This window comes from Pseudomonas sp. H3(2019), assembly GCF_007713465.1.
In the GTDB taxonomy this organism is placed as follows: Bacteria; Pseudomonadota; Gammaproteobacteria; order Pseudomonadales; family Pseudomonadaceae; genus Aquipseudomonas.
This window is the reverse complement of record NZ_VMSG01000012.1, coordinates 103,709-119,774: the sequence shown is the minus strand read 5'-3', so window position 1 is coordinate 119,774 and position 16,066 is coordinate 103,709. Positions and strand designations below refer to the sequence as shown.

Genomic DNA, 16,066 nt, shown 5'->3' with positions numbered 1-16,066 from the left:
AGTTCGAGAATCCCCCCGCGACAGCCTATTGGCCACAGGGTCTTGTTATTGAGTCTGGTTATGCGCAAGGCTGGCTTTTTATTCCGGGCTGCCTAAGATGGCCGACAGATTAATCAGTGCACCTGAGTGACGTTCAATGTCGGAAAAGGACACCATCTCCATTCACCTCGTGCGTGAGGCGCTGTTGCAAAGTTGCGCAACCGAGGCGGCCAGCGACGAGGTTTTGTACAAAGTCGGCATTGATCTGCATGTGCTGGCCATTGCCGACGCCAGGGTTCCGGCCACCGCCTATGCACGGCTGTGGCGATTGTTGGCGCGGCGCACGGACGACGAATTCTTTGGCATGGACCCGCGCCGATTGAAATCGGGCAGTCTAGCATTTCTCTGTCGTTGCGCCATGGCCCAGCCGACGTTGGCCGCGGGATTGACGGCCGGGCTGGGGTTTCTGTCGTTGATGCTGGAGCGCATGCCGGCGCAGCTGGTTCATCAGCAAAGCCTGGCGGAAATCGTCTTGCTCGAAGACGACCAGGACCCGCGTCGCGCCTTCACTTATTTCACCTACTGGATGATCGTCCATGGCGTTGCCTGCTGGCTGGCGGGGCGACGAATACCGATTCTGGCCATCGAACTGCGCTGCGCGGAGCCGGATTTTTGCGATGACTACAAGGTGATGTTCTCCGAAAACCTGCGCTTCGATCGACCGCGTACACGGATGATCTTCTCGGCTGATTGCCTGGATCTGCCGATCAAGCGCAGCAGCGACGAGCTCAAGCGCTTTTTGGCCCATGCGCCGGCCAATATCCTGGTCAAATATCGCGATCCGCAAAGCCTCGCCAGCCGGATCAAACACGATTTGCGGCATCTGCCTGCCGAGCAGTGGCCGGAAACCGACAGCCTGGCGCAGCGGCTGTGCATGTCCGCATCGACGCTGCGTCGACGCTTGGCAGAAGAAGGGCAGACCTATCAAGGCTTGAAGGACAGCGTGCGCAAGGAACTGGCGATTGTCTGGCTGGCCGAACCTTCGATCAGCTTCGCCGAGATCGCCACGCGGCTCGGGTTTGCCGATGCGAGCTCGTTCTACAAGGCGTTTCGCAAGTGGTCGGGGTCCAATCCGGGGCATTACCGCAGTTTGATTCTCAACGAGGCCCACTGATCCAGATCTTGTATTGATACGGCTGGCCTCATCGCGAGCAGACACCGCATCTCTTGAATCTTGGCCAAACCAGTCACGCAACTTGAAAGCTTTGACCATTGTCCCGCGCCGCCCGCAGAGCGAGTATTTCCTGGATTTTTACGGTTCCCCCAACCTAAAGACTTGAATCCAAGGAAACAATGATGCAGATCGAAAACAAGGTTTTTCTGGTCACCGGCGGTGCCTCGGGCCTGGGCGCGGCCACGGCTGAAATGCTGGTGGGTGCCGGTGCCAAAGTCATGCTGGTGGACCTGAACGCCGAAGCCGTCGCGGCTCAGGCAAAACGGCTCGGCGCACACTGCGTCGTCGCGGACATCAGTCAGGAAGCAGCGGCAGAAGCGGCGGTGCAGGCAACGGTTGCAGCCTTTGGCGGCCTGCACGGACTGGTCAACTGCGCCGGTGTGGTCCGTGGCGAGAAGATCCTCGGCAAGAACGGCCCGCACGCGTTGGCCAGTTTCAGCCAGGTAATCAACGTCAACCTGATCGGCAGCTTCAACATGCTGCGCCTGGCAGCTGCGGCGATTGCCGAAACCGAAGCCAATGAAGACGGCGAGCGCGGGGTGATCATCAATACCGCCTCGGTGGCGGCCTTTGACGGTCAGATCGGCCAGGCCGCCTACGCCGCCTCCAAAGGTGCGATTGCCAGCCTGACCTTGCCCGCCGCCCGTGAGTTGGCGCGTTACGGCATCCGGGTGATGACCATCGCCCCAGGCATCTTCGAAACGCCGATGATGGCCGGCATGACCCAGGAAGTTCGCGACTCGCTGGCCGCTGGCGTACCGTTCCCGCCACGCTTGGGCAAACCGGTTGAGTACGCCGCGCTGGTCAGGCATATCATAGAAAACAGCATGCTCAACGGCGAGGTGATCCGTCTCGACGGTGCCTTGCGTATGGCCGCCAAATAAGGAGTATTTGTCATGACAATGTCCCACGATCCAATCGTTATCGTCAGCGCCGTCCGCACCCCGATGGGTGGTTTTCAAGGTGAACTGAAAAGCCTCAGCGCGCCACAGCTGGGTGCTGCCGCGATCCGCGCCGCCGTCGAGCGTGCCGGTGTGGCCCCCGACGCGGTAGAAGAAGTGCTGTTTGGTTGCGTGCTGTCCGCCGGCCTCGGCCAGGCCCCGGCCCGCCAGGCTGCACTGGGCGCCAGGTTGGACAAATCGACCCGTTGCACCACCCTGAACAAAATGTGCGGTTCGGGCATGGAAGCCGCCATCCTGGCCCACGACATGCTGCTGGCCGGCAGTGCCGACGTGGTGGTTGCTGGCGGGATGGAAAGCATGTCCAACGCGCCTTACTTACTGGATCGTGCGCGCAGCGGCTACCGCATGGGCCACGGCAAAGTGCTTGACCACATGTTCCTCGACGGTCTGGAAGATGCCTACGACAAGGGCCGCCTGATGGGCACCTTTGCCGAGGACTGCGCCGAGGCCAACGGCTTCACGCGTGAAGCGCAAGATGAGTTCGCAATCGCTTCGACCACTCGCGCGCAACAGGCGATCAAGGACGGTAGCTTCAACGCCGAAATCGTTCCGCTGCAGGTTATGGTCGGCAAAGAGCAGAAGCTCATCACCGATGACGAACAACCACCGAAAGCCAAACTGGACAAGATCGCCAGCCTGAAACCGGCGTTCCGTGACGGCGGCACAGTGACGGCGGCCAACTCCAGTTCGATTTCCGACGGCGCGGCGGCGTTGCTGCTGATGCGTCGTTCAGAAGCCGAAAAACGTGGCCTGAAACCGCTGGCGGTGATCCACGGTCACGCAGCCTTCGCTGATACGCCGGGGCTGTTCCCGGTGGCACCGGTGGGCGCGATCAAGAAACTGCTGAAGAAAACCGGTTGGTCGCTGGATGAAGTCGAGCTGTTCGAAGTCAACGAAGCCTTCGCGGTGGTCAGCCTGGTGACCATGACCAAGCTGGAAATCCCCCACAGCAAGGTCAACGTCCACGGCGGCGCCTGTGCGCTGGGCCACCCGATCGGCGCCTCGGGTGCGCGGATCCTCGTGACCCTGCTTTCTGCCTTGCGCCAGAAAGGCCTGAAACGCGGCGTTGCAGCGATCTGCATCGGCGGCGGTGAAGCCACGGCCATGGCCGTTGAATGCCTGTATTAAGGAATCAACATGCTACCGACTGACGAACAACTACAGATCAGCGACGCGGCCCGGCAATTTGCCCAGGAACGGCTCAAACCGTTCGCCGCCGAGTGGGATCGCGAGCACCGCTTCCCGAAAGAAGCCATCGGCGAGATGGCCGAACTGGGCTTCTTCGGCATGTTGGTGCCGGAGCAGTGGGGCGGTTGCGACACCGGTTACCTGGCGTACGCCATGGCCCTGGAAGAAATCGCCGCTGGCGATGGCGCCTGCTCGACCATCATGAGCGTGCACAACTCGGTGGGTTGCGTGCCGATCCTCAAGTTCGGCAACGACCAGCAGAAAGAACAGTTCCTCAAGCCTCTGGCCAGTGGCGCCATGCTCGGGGCGTTCGCGCTGACCGAGCCGCAGGCCGGTTCCGACGCCAGCAGCCTGAAAACCCGTGCCCGCCTGAACGGCGATCACTATGTGCTCAATGGCTGCAAGCAGTTCATCACTTCCGGGCAAAACGCCGGGGTGGTGATCGTCTTCGCGGTCACCGACCCAAGCGCCGGCAAACGCGGGATCAGCGCGTTTATCGTGCCGACCGATTCACCGGGCTACAAGGTTGCGCGGGTTGAAGACAAGCTCGGCCAGCACGCCTCGGACACCTGCCAAATCCTCTTTGAGGACGTGAAGGTGCCGGTGGCCAATCGTCTGGGCGAGGAGGGCGAAGGCTACAAAATCGCTTTGGCCAACCTTGAAGGCGGACGTGTCGGAATTGCCTCGCAATCGGTCGGCATGGCCCGTGCAGCATTCGAAGCCGCCCGCGATTATGCCCGTGAGCGCGAGAGCTTCGGCAAGGCGATCATCGAGCATCAGGCGGTAGCCTTCCGTTTGGCCGACATGGCCACTCAAATCGCCGTCGCCCGGCAGATGGTGCATTACGCCGCCGCCCTGCGTGACAGCGGCAAACCGGCGCTGGTGGAAGCCTCGATGGCCAAGCTGTTCGCCTCGGAAATGGCCGAAAAGGTCTGCTCGATGGCGTTGCAAACCCTCGGTGGTTACGGTTACCTGAATGACTTCCCGCTGGAGCGGATCTACCGCGACGTGCGGGTTTGTCAGATCTATGAAGGCACCAGCGATATTCAGCGCATGGTCATTTCGCGCAATCTTTAAGAAGGAACGCTTACATGAGCTACGAAACGATTTTGTTGGAAGTCCAGGGTCGCGTGGGTCTGATCACCCTCAACCGCCCGCAAGCCCTGAACGCCTTGAACGCGCAGATTGTCAGCGAGTTGAACCACGCGCTGGACGGTCTGGAAGCCAATCCGGAAATCGGCTGCATCGTGCTGACCGGCTCGAAAAAGGCCTTTGCCGCCGGTGCCGACATCAAGGAAATGGCCGAGCTGACCTATCCGCAGATCTACCTCGACGACCTGTTCAGCGACAGTGATCGGGTGGCCAACCGACGCAAGCCGATCATTGCCGCGGTCGCCGGTTTTGCGTTGGGTGGTGGCTGTGAGCTGGCGCTGATGTGCGACTTCATTCTGGCCGGCGACAACGCAAAATTCGGTCAGCCGGAAATCAACCTCGGCGTGCTGCCGGGTATGGGCGGCACCCAGCGCTTGACTCGCGCCGTGGGCAAGGCCAAAGCCATGGAAATGTGTCTCAGCGGCCGCTTGATCGACGCGGTGGAAGCGGAGCGCTGCGGCATCGTTGCACGCATCGTGCCGGTGGATGAGCTGCTGGATGAAGCGTTGAAGGTCGCCGCGCTGATCGCCAAGAAGTCCTTGCCGATTGCAATGATGGTCAAGGAAAGCGTCAACCGCGCCTTTGAAGTCAGCCTGTCCGAAGGCGTGCGCTTTGAACGCCGGGTGTTCCATGCGGCGTTTGCCACACAGGACCAGAAGGAAGGCATGGCGGCGTTTATTGCCAAGCGTGAAGCTGAGTTCCAGGGCAAATGATGTAGCATTTGCGCTGATGCCATCGCGAGCAGGCTCGCTCCCACAGTGGATCTCTGGTGTTCATGAGATCCCTTGTGGGAGCGAGCCTGCTCGCGATGCTTTTAAGGGGTTAGACCAGGTAGTTCTTGAGCTCCCGCGCAATGACCATCCGCTGAATCTCGCTCGAGCCTTCGTAAATCTGCGTGATCCGCGCATCGCGGTAGTAGCGCTCCACCGGATAATCTTCCAGATAGCCGTAGCCGCCGTGAATCTGTATCGCGGACGAACAGACTTTCTCAGCCATCTCCGAGGCAAACAGCTTGGCCTGCGAGGCTTCCGACAGGCATGGTTTGCCGGCGCTGCGCAACCGCGCGGCATGCAGGATCAGCAAGCGCGCTGCATTCAGCCGGGTGTGCATGTCGGCCAGCATGTTGGCGACGCTCTGGTGCTCGATGATCGGCTTGTCGAACTGCACCCGGTCACGGGCGTAGGCCAGCGCTGCTTCGAAAGCTGCACGGGCGATACCCAGAGCCTGCGCGGCGATGCCAATGCGACCGCCTTCGAGGTTTGACAAGGCAATCGCCAAACCCTTGCCGCGTTCACCCAGCAGATTGGCTTCAGGAATGATGCAGTTGTTCAGCGTCACCGCGCAGGTGTCGGAAGCGCGGATACCCATCTTGTGTTCGCTGCGGTCGACAATAAAACCCGGAGTGTCGGTTGGCACCAGAAATGCTGACAAACCTTTCTTGCCCAGGTCCGGATCGGTTACTGCAAACACAATCGCCAGTTTTGCCCGTCGACCGTTGCTGACGAACTGCTTGGCGCCATTGATCACCCACTGGCCGTCGCGCAGTTCGGCGCGGGTACGCAGGTTGTGCGCCTCGGAACCGGCCTGCGGCTCGGTCAGGCAGAAGCAGCCGATGGCCTGACCGCTGGCCAGATTCGCCAGCCAGGTCTGTTTCTGTTCTTCAGTGCCATAGTTGAGAACCGGCCCGCAGCCCACCGAGTTGTGGATGCTCATCAAGGCACCGGTAGCGCCGTCGCCGGCAGAAATCTCTTCCACTGCCAGCGCGTAGGCCACGTAGTCGACGTACGTGCCGCCCCATTCCTCGGGAACCACCATGCCGAGCAAACCCAGCTCGCCCATCTTGGCCACCAGCGCATCATCGATCCAGCCGGCTTTTTCCCAGGCCTGGGCGTGCGGGGCGATTTCACCGCGGGCGAAATCCCGGGCCATGTCGCGGATCATCACTTGTTCTTCGGTCAATTCGATATCGTGCATGGCTCAGCTCCCGCTCTGGTCAAAACCGCTGAAGAAGCTCGCAACGTGTTTGGCGTCCAGCGCCTGCACGGTCGGAGGGTTCCAGCGTGGGCTCTTGTCTTTGTCGATCAGCAAGGCGCGGACGCCTTCGATCAGGTCGCCGCGTTCAAACCACTGACGATCGAGGTGCAGTTCGAGGGCGAAGCAATTTTCCAGGCTCAGCTGACGGCCGCGACGCAGCATCTCTAACGTTACACCCATGGCCAGCGGTGAACGACTGTCGAGTAAATCGGCAGTGGTCATTGCCCAATCGTGACTGTCGGCAACCGTGACGGTGCGCAGTTGCTCAACGATGCTCGGTACATCCGGCAGGGCGAAGAAGTGGTCGATCGTTGGCCGCAGTGCCTGCAACGGTGCGTCGGGCAGTTGCTGTACCGCGAGTTTCGCCAGCAGACCTTGCAGGTCCTTGAGCGGGGTGTCGTGCCACGTGAGGCTGTCGAGGCGTTGATCCAGCTCGGCGAGTTTCTGGCTTTCCAGATACCAATCGGCCAACCCGCAATACAGCGCATCGGCGGCGCGGATCTGCACGCCGCTGACGCCGAGGTAGATGCCCAGTTCGCCGGGAATCCGTGGCAGGAAGTAGCTGCCGCCAACGTCCGGGAAGTAACCGATGGCCACTTCCGGCATTGCCAGGCGGCTGCGTTCGGTGACCACTCGCAGGTCTGCGCCTTGCACCAGGCCCATGCCGCCGCCGAGGACGAAACCGTCCATCAACGCCAGCACCGGTTTGCGGTAATGGTGGATCGCCAGGTCGAGGGCGTATTCCTCAACGAAGAAGTCTTCATGCAGGGTGTCGCCGTTTTTGAAACTGTCGTACAGCGAGCGGATATCGCCACCGGCGCAGAAGGCCTTTTCGCCAGCCCCGCGCAACACCACGGCGTGGATATGCGGGTCTTTCGACCAGGCATCGAGTTGTCGATGCAGGCGGCGGACCATGTCCAGGGTAATGGCGTTGAGGCCGGCGGGGCGGTTGAGGGTCAGGTGGCCAATGTGGTTGCGGACCTCGGCCAGCACGTCGTTGGCGCTGGCATCAATGCCTTGCGTCGCCTGGGATGAAACCTGAGCAGTCATCACTAACTCCCTGCTTTTATTGTTCTTTATAGAAGTGTTCGCGCGCGAACGATGCCGGATCGTAACAGTGCAAATTTGCGATGTACAACCGTGATAGATGCAGGTTCGGTCTGCATTTTTGTAATGCCTGCACACTGATTCATCGCATAAACGCCCTGATAGGGCACTCACGACAGGATCGGCTGTGAAAATGCCGACATCAGCACAAGCGAGCTGTCTGCGACGGCCCTTTCGACACCTCGGCACAATCGTCTGTTGGCATTCTGGCCTTCCATTCGAAGCCGTCTGCGCCAAGGGTTTCAGGGTGGGGTGTGGCCGGCCTTTGGCGGTGCACCGAACACAAACAATAAGAACGCTGCTGCGGCAGACGCCGCATCGACTCTCTGTTCCTGCCCATAAAGGCGCCCAGGCATTCGTGCCCGGTCGCGATAATTCCAATCAAATCGGGACTTATGAAGATGAAAACCCAATGGCTGACGTTGCCTGTACTCGCGATGCTGTTCTGCTCGGCCGGCGCTAGCGCCAAAGAGTGGACCGAACTGCGCTTCGGCACCAACCCAAGCTACCCGCCGTTTGAGTCGACCACCGCCGACGGTGGCGTGCAAGGCTTTGGCGTGGACCTGGGCAATGCGATCTGCGCCGAACTGAAGCTCAAGTGTGTGTGGGTCAGCAATGACTTCGACGGGCTGATTCCTGCGCTGAAGGCCGGCAAGTTCGACGCCATCGAGTCGTCGATGACCGTCACCGACGCCCGCAAGAAACAGATCGATTTTACCGACCGTCTGTATGCCGGCCCGACGGCCATCGTCACCCGCAAGGATTCGGGGCTTGAGCCCACCGCCGAGTCGCTCAAGGGCAAGACCATTGGTTTCATGCAAGGCACCATTCAGGAAACTTACGCCAGGGCCAAGCTGGCGCCGGGCGGGGTCAAACTGCGCGCCTATCAGAACCAGGATCAGGTCTACGCCGACCTGGTTTACGGCCGCCTCGATGCCTCGATTCAGGACAAGCTGCAAGCGCAGATGAGCTTCCTTGAGTCGCCACAAGGCGCCCCCTTCAAGAACAGCCAAGGCATCAGTGATCCGCTGGTGCCGGCGGATATCGCCATCGGTGTGCGCAAGGACAACGACGAGCTCAAAGGCATGCTCAATAGCGCCATCAAGGCCCTGCACGAGAAGGGCATCTACGCGCAGATCCAGAAGAAATACTTCGGCGATCTGGACCTCTACAACAACTGATCAGCGCACCTGAGGCATTGGGTCGTGTTTCACGACCCAATGCCTCGCTGTGGTGCATCAAGACAGGTGACTTGCGTGAATACCTTCCTCAATGCTCTGGGTCTGGATCTCTCGGCCCTGCAAGGCTATGGCCCACTGTTGCTGCACGGCACCTGGGTGACCCTGAAACTCTCGGCGCTGTCGCTGCTGGTCAGCATGCTGCTGGGCCTGCTCGGTGCGGCGGCCAAGCTTTCGCCGCTGCGGCTGCTGAACCTGCCGGCAACCTTTTACACCACGCTGATTCGCGGTGTACCGGACCTGGTGTTGATGCTGCTGATCTTCTACAGCCTGCAAGGCTGGTTGAGCAGTTTGACCGAGTTCATGCAATGGCCGTACATGGAAATCGACCCGTTCGTGGCCGGTATCGTGACCCTGGGCTTTATCTACGGCGCGTATTTCACCGAGACCTTTCGTGGCGCGATCCTCAGTGTCCCTCGTGGGCAACAGGAGGCCGGTGCGTCGTTTGGCCTGAGCCGTTGGCAGCGTTTTTACTGCGTGGTGTTCCCGCAGATGATGCGCTTTGCCTTGCCGAGCCTGGGCAACAACTGGCTGGTGCTGCTCAAGGCCACGGCGCTGGTGTCGATCATCGGCTTGTCGGATCTGGTCAAGGTCGCGCAGGAGGCCGGCAAAAGCACCTTCAACATGCTGGATTTTCTGTTGCTGGCGGCAGCGCTGTACCTGTTGATCACCAGCGCTTCGAACTATGTCTTGCGCGTGCTTGAACGGCGCTACAACCAGGGCGTGCGAGGGATGACGCGATGATCGAATTGATCTCCGAATACTGGAAACCTTTCCTGTTCAGTGACGGCTACAACTTCACCGGTTTGGCCATGACCTTATGGCTGCTGGTGGTGAGCATTGTGCTCGGGTTTTGCCTGTCGCTACCGCTGGCAATCTTGCGCACGTCCGGCTGGGGCCTGCTGCGCTGGCCGGTGCAGCTGTTCACTTACGTGTTTCGTGGCACACCGTTGTATATCCAGTTGCTGATTTGCTACAGCGGGATCTACGGCATCGCGGTGGTCCGCTCGCAGCCGCTGCTGGAAGAGTTCTTTCGCGATGCGATGAATTGCACCTTGCTGGCGTTCACCCTCAACACTTGTGCCTACACCGTCGAGATCTTCGCCGGGGCGATCCGCAGCATTCCCTACGGTGAAATCGAGGCGGCCCATGCCTATGGCCTGAGTGGCTGGCGTTTGTATGTGAAGTTGATTCTGCCTTCGGCGTTGCGTCGGGCGCTGCCTTACTACAGCAACGAAGTGATCCTGATGCTGCACGCCACATCGGTGGCGTTCACCGCGACCATTCCGGACATCCTCAAGGTTGCCCGGGACGCCAATGCCGCGACCTTCATGACCTTCCAGGCCTTCGGTATCGCCGGGCTGCTGTACCTCGCGCTGTCATTTGGCCTGGTCGGCGCGTTTCGTCTTGCAGAGAAGCGCTGGCTGAATTTCCTCGGGCCGGCTCACTGAGATCTGCAGCCGGCTTTTTTCCTCCCTCTTTCTGTCCAGAACGCTGTCGCCAACGGCAGCGCTCCAGGAGTGTTGCATGTACAAACTGACCGTTGAAAATCTGTATAAACGCTTTGGTGACAACGAAGTGCTCAAGGGCGTCTCGTTGAATGCCCGCGCCGGTGATGTGGTGAGCATGATTGGTGCCAGTGGCTCCGGTAAAAGCACTATGCTGCGGTGTATCAACTTTCTCGAACGGGCGGATGAAGGTGCCATCGAGCTGGACGGCGAGCGGATTGTCACCCGTCAGGCGCCCGGTGGCATGCGGGTTGCCAACCCGGCACAGTTGCAGCGCTTGCGCACGCGGCTGGCGATGGTGTTTCAGCACTTCAACCTGTGGAGTCATCTCACCGTGCTGGAGAACATCATGCTGGCGCCGTGCAAAGTCCTGGGTGTCAGCCGCAAGGACGCTGAAGTCAGCGCCCGAGCCTACCTGGACAAAGTCGGCCTGCCGCAACGCGTGGCCGAGCAATACCCGGCATTCCTGTCCGGCGGCCAGCAGCAACGGGTGGCGATTGCCCGGGCGTTGGCGGTGGAGCCGCAGATTCTCCTGTTCGACGAGCCGACTTCGGCCCTCGACCCGGAGCTGGTGGGTGAAGTATTGAAGGTGATTCAGGCCTTGGCCGAAGAAGGCCGGACCATGTTGATGGTGACCCACGAAATGGGCTTTGCCCGACAGGTGTCGAGCCAGGTGCTGTTCCTGCATCAAGGCCGGGTCGAAGAGCAGGGCGATGCAACGATTCTCGACCAGCCAAAAAGCGAGCGTTTGCAGCAATTTTTATCGGGCCGTTTGAAGTGAGGCAAGGCGTACATGGCGGACATCCGCGATCTGTCGATCGTGCTTGATCGTATCGATCAGGCAATCATTGAGGTGCTGCGCCACGAAGGGCGCATCACCTATCAGAAGCTTTCCGAGCGCGTGCACCTGACGCCAAGGCCATGCCTTGAGCGGGTGCGCAAGCTTGAACAGCTCGGCGTCATTCGTGGCTACGGGGCGATTCTCGACGAGAAAAAACTGACCCCCGGTCTGTCGTTGCTGGTGCTGGTGGCACTCTCGAACCAGAGCGGACGTGCCGCGCAGAAAGCCTTTGAAGCCAAAGTCCGCGCCTGCCCGCAGGTGCTGGAGTGCCAATTGATCAGTGGCGCCTTCGACTACAGCCTGCGGATGCGCTGTCGCGACATGGAACACTACCGGGTATTGACCGAAGTCTGGTTCGACGACCCGGACCTGCACATCGACAAACTGGTCAGCCACCCTGAGCTGGCGATGGTCAAAACCTCGACGTAATCACATCGCACAGTCTCGTTCCCACGCTCTGCGTGGGAATGCAGCCCGTGACGCTCCGCGTCACTTCAACGGCGGACGCGGAGCGTCCAATGAGGCGTTACCACGCAGAGCGTGGGAACGATCAACTCATCAATTTCAGACGATTTATCACGCCCACCAAATCGGCTGCAAGCCCCCCCGTTTTCAGCCATTTCCAGCACCAACTCCCTCCTTATCAGCCGGGTTTTTCCGCTGCCGAATCAGACAATGAGCCCCTCTCAACCCTCATTGATTCTGTGCCCATGCAAACCACCAATACCGTTTTGATGATTCGCCCGACACGTTTCTCCTTCAACCAGGACACGGCGGCCAACAACCGTTTCCAGCGCCCGGCGGCTGCCGCCGAAGACGTGCAACTCAAGGCCCTGCAAGAGTTCGACGGCTATGTCGCAGCCCTGCGTGAGCACGGCGTTGAAGTCATGGTGCACAACGACAGTGAAGCACCGCACACCCCGGACTCGATCTTTCCGAACAATTGGTGGAGCAGCCATCCCGACGGCACGCTCGTGCTGTACCCGATGCAAGGCCACAACCGGCGCCTGGAACGGGACAAAGGCGTGCTCGACTGGCTGCGCGATGACTACCGCATCGAGCAATTGCTTGACCTCTCCGGCCTTGAGCAGCAGGAAGTGTTCCTTGAAGGCACCGGCAGCATGGTTCTCGATCGGGAGCAGCGCATCTGTTACGCCGGGTATTCGACCCGCACCCACGCGAAGGCGTTAGATCAGCTTGTTGAGCACCTCGGTTATGAACTCTGCGCATTCAATGCGATGGACCGTCACGGTGTGCCGATCTATCACACCAACGTGATGATGAGCGTCGGCACGCGCCTGGCGGTGGCGTGCTTCGACTCGGTCAATGATCGAAACGAACGTTCAGCCTTGCATTCACGTCTGGAACGCAGCGGCAAACAGGTCATGACCCTGAGCTTCGATCAGCTGGAGTCGTTCGCCGGCAACATGCTTGAAGTGCACAACGCCGCTGGCGAGCCGCTGCTGGTGATGTCGCGCACCGCCTGGCGTTCACTGCATGCCGACCAGCGCCGGATGGTCGAAGCGTATGCCAAACCGCTACCCGTGAACATCGACACCATCGAGCGCATTGGCGGCGGCAGTGCGCGCTGCATGCTCGCGGAAGTCTATCTGCCTAAACGCGTCAGCCCACAGGAGCAGCATTGATGATCGTCCGTCCTGCAACGATGAATGACCTGCCGGCGTTGCTGGCATTGGCCCATAGCGCCGGCACCGGTTTGACCACTTTGCCGGCCGATGCCGGGCGTTTGCGGCAGCGCCTGGAATGGGCTGAAAAAACCTTCGCCGGTGAAGCCGAACGGGGTGATGCCGACTACCTGTTTGTGCTGGAGGCCGACAACGGCGAAGCCGTCGGTATCTGCGCACTGGCTGGCGCGGTCGGGCTGCGTGAGCCTTGGTACAACTACCGGATGGGACTGTTTGTCGCCGCGTCGAAGAATCTCGGGATCAACCAGCAATTGCCGACGCTGTTTCTCGGTAATGACATGACCGGGCAATCGGAGTTGTGTTCGTTGTTTCTGCACGCCAGTCATCGCAGCGGTCTGAATGGTCGTTTGCTGTCCAAGGCGCGGTTTCTGTTTCTCGCCGAATTTCGCCAGCGCTTTGGCGACAAGGTGATCGCCGAAATGCGCGGTTACTCGGACGAAGAGGGCGTCTCGCCGTTCTGGGAAGGGCTGGGCCGGCACTTCTTCAAGATGGATTTTGCCGACGCCGACTACCTCACCGGGCTGGGCAACAAGACCTTCATTGCCGAGCTGATGCCCAAGTTCCCGCTGCCGACCTGCCTGCTGCCCGAGGCTGCGCGGGCGACGATCGGCCGGGTTCATCCCAACACCGAACCGGCGCTGGGGATGCTCAAGGCTGAAGGGTTCGAGCACAAGGACTACATCGACATCTTTGACGGTGGCCCGTTGATCGAGTGCGCCACCGGCGACATTCGCGCGGTGCGTGACAGCCAGGTGTTGCAACTGAGCATCGGCACACCCGGTGAGCAGGCGGCGGTCTATCTGATTCACAACCGCCAGTTCGCCGATTGCCGGATCACCGCTGCGCCAGCGCGGGTCGCCGCCGGGACCTTGATTGTCGATGCACACACCGCCAAGACACTGGGGTTGACTGCCGGTGCTTCGGTGCGGGCCGTCAGCCTGGCCGTGCCGGTGCGACAGCAGTCGGCGGCCTAGTGGTTTAGTGGTTGAGTGCCGAACACTGCACCGATGCTGCGGCGTTTGGCGTGCAGCTCGCTGGCGTGGATCAACTGCTCAAGGTCCTCGGGCGTGACGTCGAAGAACTCCTGCATGTCGGCCAGGGCCAGCTTGAGGTCTTCGGCGGTAATCGCCAGCGCGTCTGCGGGCGGATGATCGGCGGGCACCACTGCGACCGGTTCACTGTGGCCCTTGGGGTAACGGATCCGCGTCAGGTTGTTATAGGCCAGGGCGCTGAGCAGCATGCACGTCGCGGCGAGCATCACCGGCCCGAGTTCGCGCCAGTCCATGGCAATGGTCGCCGGGTCCGCCACCACCAGCAGCAACGCCAACGCACCCGCCGGCGGGTGCAGGCAACGCAGCCAGCACATCAGAATCAGCGCCATGCCAGCCGCCAGACAGGCACTGCCCAGCGTGCGTCCAAGCACATCGGCCACCAGCAGCGACACCACGGCTGCACACAAATAGCCGCCGAGAATCGACCACGGCTGCGCCAGTGCGCCGGAAGACACGGCGAACAGCAACACCGCCGAAGCGCCCAACGGCCCGATCAAGTGTAAGGCCACGTCCATCCCGAACACCTGGCCACAGAGCCAGACACTCAGCAGTGTGCCCAGCGACATGCCGATGGCGGCACGGCTCCATTCAGAGGGGCGGGTGTTGACGGCAGCGGGTATCCAGCGAGCGAACATAACGAAAACGATCCAGTGGCAACGAACGGGCAAAAAGAAGGGCTTGTCTGGATCACCAGAAAGCCCTTTAAGCGTTCCAACATTTGGGGGAGGAACCGGCACAGTGTGCCGATCTATCTCACCCCTGACAAATTCATATTAATGAGCCTTCAGTGCATTAATTTTGAAGTGTGGCGATACGCCGACCGCTCAGGAAACACAGCACTCCGCCCATGGCCGTCAGTGCACTGAGGGCATAAAACATCGTCGCCGGCGCCGTGTGGGTCAGCAAAAAGCCGCAGATCACAGGGCTCGCCGCACCGCCCAATGCTGCCAGGTTCTGCGCGCCGTAGTAGCTGCCGCGCAGTTCTTCCGGGGCCAGGGTGTCGACGAACAGGAACTCCGCCGGATAGATGATCATTTCGCCGAGGGTGAAGACAAACATCGCCAGGCACCACTGCACCAGGTTCTGAGCGAAGCTGAAACCGACCAATCCGAGGATGAACAGGCTGCTGCCGATAACAATCCAGTAACGCAGTTGTTCTCGCTTGAGGAACCGGCCGATCTGGTACTGCAAGAGAATCACGCTGATTGCGTTGCAGGCGAGGATCGCGGCCATGGTTTGCAGGGCGATGTGCTCGTTTTGCGTCACCAGCAGGTATTGCGACAGGTACAGGGTAAAACGCCCGTGAACCACGGTGCTGAGCAGGCAGCCGCAGGTGAACATGATCAGTGTGCGGTCGTTCTTCAGGGTCACCAGGGTTTTCAGAAAACTTTGCGGCTGGCCAACAGCCGCTTCCTTGGCCGATCCGGGAATTCCTCTCATCAGGAAGGTACTGAAAAAAGCGATGCCACCGGCAATCAGGAACGGTGCCAATGGCTGCACCCCGGCAATCACCACCCCAAGCATCGGACCGGTGGCGTAACCGATATTGGTCAGGGTGTAGCGCAGCGAAAACGCCTTGGCCCGCTGGCCAATGGGCAGGTTTTCACTGAGGATCGCTTTGGAGCCGATCAGAAACAGCGCCGAAGCGGTTTCGGTAATCACCAGCGTCAGCGTGGTCAGGTAAAGGTTGTGGGCGAAGGTCAGCAGGACAAAACCGACGGCGCTGGAAAGCATCGCCAGAATCAGCAATCGGCGTTTTTCCAGGCGGTCGATGATGTAACCGCCGTAGAGCGCAAGCAGGGTGGCGATGAACACCGCGATGCCCAGCAGCAGGCCGACGTCCTGCTGGTTCAGGCCCAGCTTGTTGCTGAGGAACAGCGTCAGCAACGGACTGGTGATGGCGCGGCTGACGACGATGGTCAGCGAGCAGATCATCAGGCGGCGAATAACGAGCGAGTAAGTGGCCACGGTGGTGCGGATGTCCTTATTTTTTTATGTTCGGCTGATCGTTCCCATGCGCAGCAAAGGAATGCCTCACCGGACGCTCTGCGTCCGTGGGTTGAGC

The 16,066-nt window shown here is 60.4% G+C and carries 16 protein-coding genes; 12 read left to right on the top strand and 4 right to left on the bottom strand.

Features of this window, described 5'->3' with window-relative positions; translation table 11 throughout:
- The first annotated feature begins 136 nt into the window (after positions 1-136).
- From FPT12_RS14180 to FPT12_RS14160, 5 genes are all read left to right on the top strand, one after another.
- The gene (locus FPT12_RS14180; RefSeq protein ID WP_145016804.1) at positions 137-1,153 is read left to right on the top strand and encodes an AraC family transcriptional regulator; all 1,017 of its coding nucleotides are present in this window, start codon (positions 137-139) and stop codon (positions 1,151-1,153) included.
- Between the two features lie 182 nt (positions 1,154-1,335).
- Complete coding sequence (locus FPT12_RS14175) at positions 1,336-2,097, top strand: SDR family NAD(P)-dependent oxidoreductase (RefSeq protein ID WP_145016803.1); 762 nt, start codon at positions 1,336-1,338, stop codon at positions 2,095-2,097.
- Positions 2,098-2,109: 12 nt separating this feature from the next.
- Positions 2,110-3,303, top strand: a complete 1,194-nt coding sequence (locus FPT12_RS14170) for an acetyl-CoA C-acyltransferase (protein WP_145016802.1) — start codon at positions 2,110-2,112, stop codon at positions 3,301-3,303.
- 9 nt (positions 3,304-3,312) lie between these two features.
- Positions 3,313-4,440 carry an acyl-CoA dehydrogenase gene (locus FPT12_RS14165; RefSeq protein WP_145016801.1) on the top strand — a complete coding sequence of 376 codons (1,128 nt, stop codon included), beginning with the start codon at positions 3,313-3,315 and terminating at the stop codon, positions 4,438-4,440.
- Positions 4,441-4,454: 14 nt separating this feature from the next.
- A complete protein-coding gene (locus tag FPT12_RS14160) occupies positions 4,455-5,228 on the top strand; it encodes an enoyl-CoA hydratase (RefSeq protein ID WP_145016800.1) in 774 nt (257 codons plus the stop codon).
- A gap of 109 nt (positions 5,229-5,337) precedes the next feature.
- Here the strand turns inward: FPT12_RS14160 and FPT12_RS14155 are convergent, their stop codons facing one another.
- Positions 5,338-6,489, bottom strand: a complete 1,152-nt coding sequence (locus FPT12_RS14155) for an acyl-CoA dehydrogenase family protein (RefSeq protein ID WP_145016799.1) — start codon at positions 6,487-6,489, stop codon at positions 5,338-5,340.
- Positions 6,490-6,492: 3 nt separating this feature from the next.
- Positions 6,493-7,599 (bottom strand): enoyl-CoA hydratase/isomerase family protein, encoded by a 1,107-nt coding sequence (locus tag FPT12_RS14150; RefSeq protein ID WP_145016798.1) that lies wholly within the window; start codon positions 7,597-7,599, stop codon positions 6,493-6,495.
- 458 nt (positions 7,600-8,057) lie between these two features.
- Here FPT12_RS14150 and FPT12_RS14145 point away from each other — a divergent pair, with 458 nt between their 5' ends.
- From FPT12_RS14145 to astA, 7 genes are all read left to right on the top strand, one after another.
- On the top strand, positions 8,058-8,837 hold the full coding sequence (locus tag FPT12_RS14145) for a transporter substrate-binding domain-containing protein (protein WP_145016797.1): 780 nt from the start codon (positions 8,058-8,060) through the stop codon (positions 8,835-8,837).
- Between the two features lie 39 nt (positions 8,838-8,876).
- Positions 8,877-9,638: an ABC transporter permease gene (locus tag FPT12_RS14140; protein WP_054597485.1), complete on the top strand. Its 762-nt coding sequence runs from the start codon at positions 8,877-8,879 to the stop codon at positions 9,636-9,638.
- Positions 9,635-10,345, top strand: a complete 711-nt coding sequence (locus FPT12_RS14135) for an ABC transporter permease (protein WP_145016796.1) — start codon at positions 9,635-9,637, stop codon at positions 10,343-10,345. Before FPT12_RS14140 ends, FPT12_RS14135 begins: the two co-directional genes overlap by 4 nt.
- Before the next feature lie 76 nt (positions 10,346-10,421).
- Positions 10,422-11,183: an ABC transporter ATP-binding protein gene (locus FPT12_RS14130; RefSeq protein ID WP_054597483.1), complete on the top strand. Its 762-nt coding sequence runs from the start codon at positions 10,422-10,424 to the stop codon at positions 11,181-11,183.
- Between the two features lie 12 nt (positions 11,184-11,195).
- Positions 11,196-11,672: an Lrp/AsnC family transcriptional regulator gene (locus tag FPT12_RS14125; protein WP_071550219.1), complete on the top strand. Its 477-nt coding sequence runs from the start codon at positions 11,196-11,198 to the stop codon at positions 11,670-11,672.
- A 281-nt stretch (positions 11,673-11,953) separates the two neighbouring features.
- Entirely contained in the window at positions 11,954-12,889 is a 936-nt protein-coding gene (gene ctlX, locus FPT12_RS14115) for a citrulline utilization hydrolase CtlX (protein ID WP_145016795.1), read from the top strand.
- Positions 12,889-13,923, top strand: coding sequence for an arginine N-succinyltransferase (astA, locus tag FPT12_RS14110; protein ID WP_145016794.1), 1,035 nt, complete (start codon positions 12,889-12,891; stop codon positions 13,921-13,923). The genes ctlX and astA overlap by 1 nt, the downstream gene beginning before the upstream one ends.
- On the opposite strand, the gene FPT12_RS14105 is transcribed toward astA, so the two are convergent.
- The gene (locus tag FPT12_RS14105; RefSeq protein WP_145016793.1) at positions 13,920-14,636 is read right to left on the bottom strand and encodes an HPP family protein; all 717 of its coding nucleotides are present in this window, start codon (positions 14,634-14,636) and stop codon (positions 13,920-13,922) included. The two genes, astA and FPT12_RS14105, sit on opposite strands and share 4 nt — an antisense overlap.
- Before the next feature lie 157 nt (positions 14,637-14,793).
- Positions 14,794-15,969: an MFS transporter gene (locus FPT12_RS14100; protein ID WP_145016792.1), complete on the bottom strand. Its 1,176-nt coding sequence runs from the start codon at positions 15,967-15,969 to the stop codon at positions 14,794-14,796.
- Positions 15,970-16,066 lie beyond the last annotated feature (97 nt).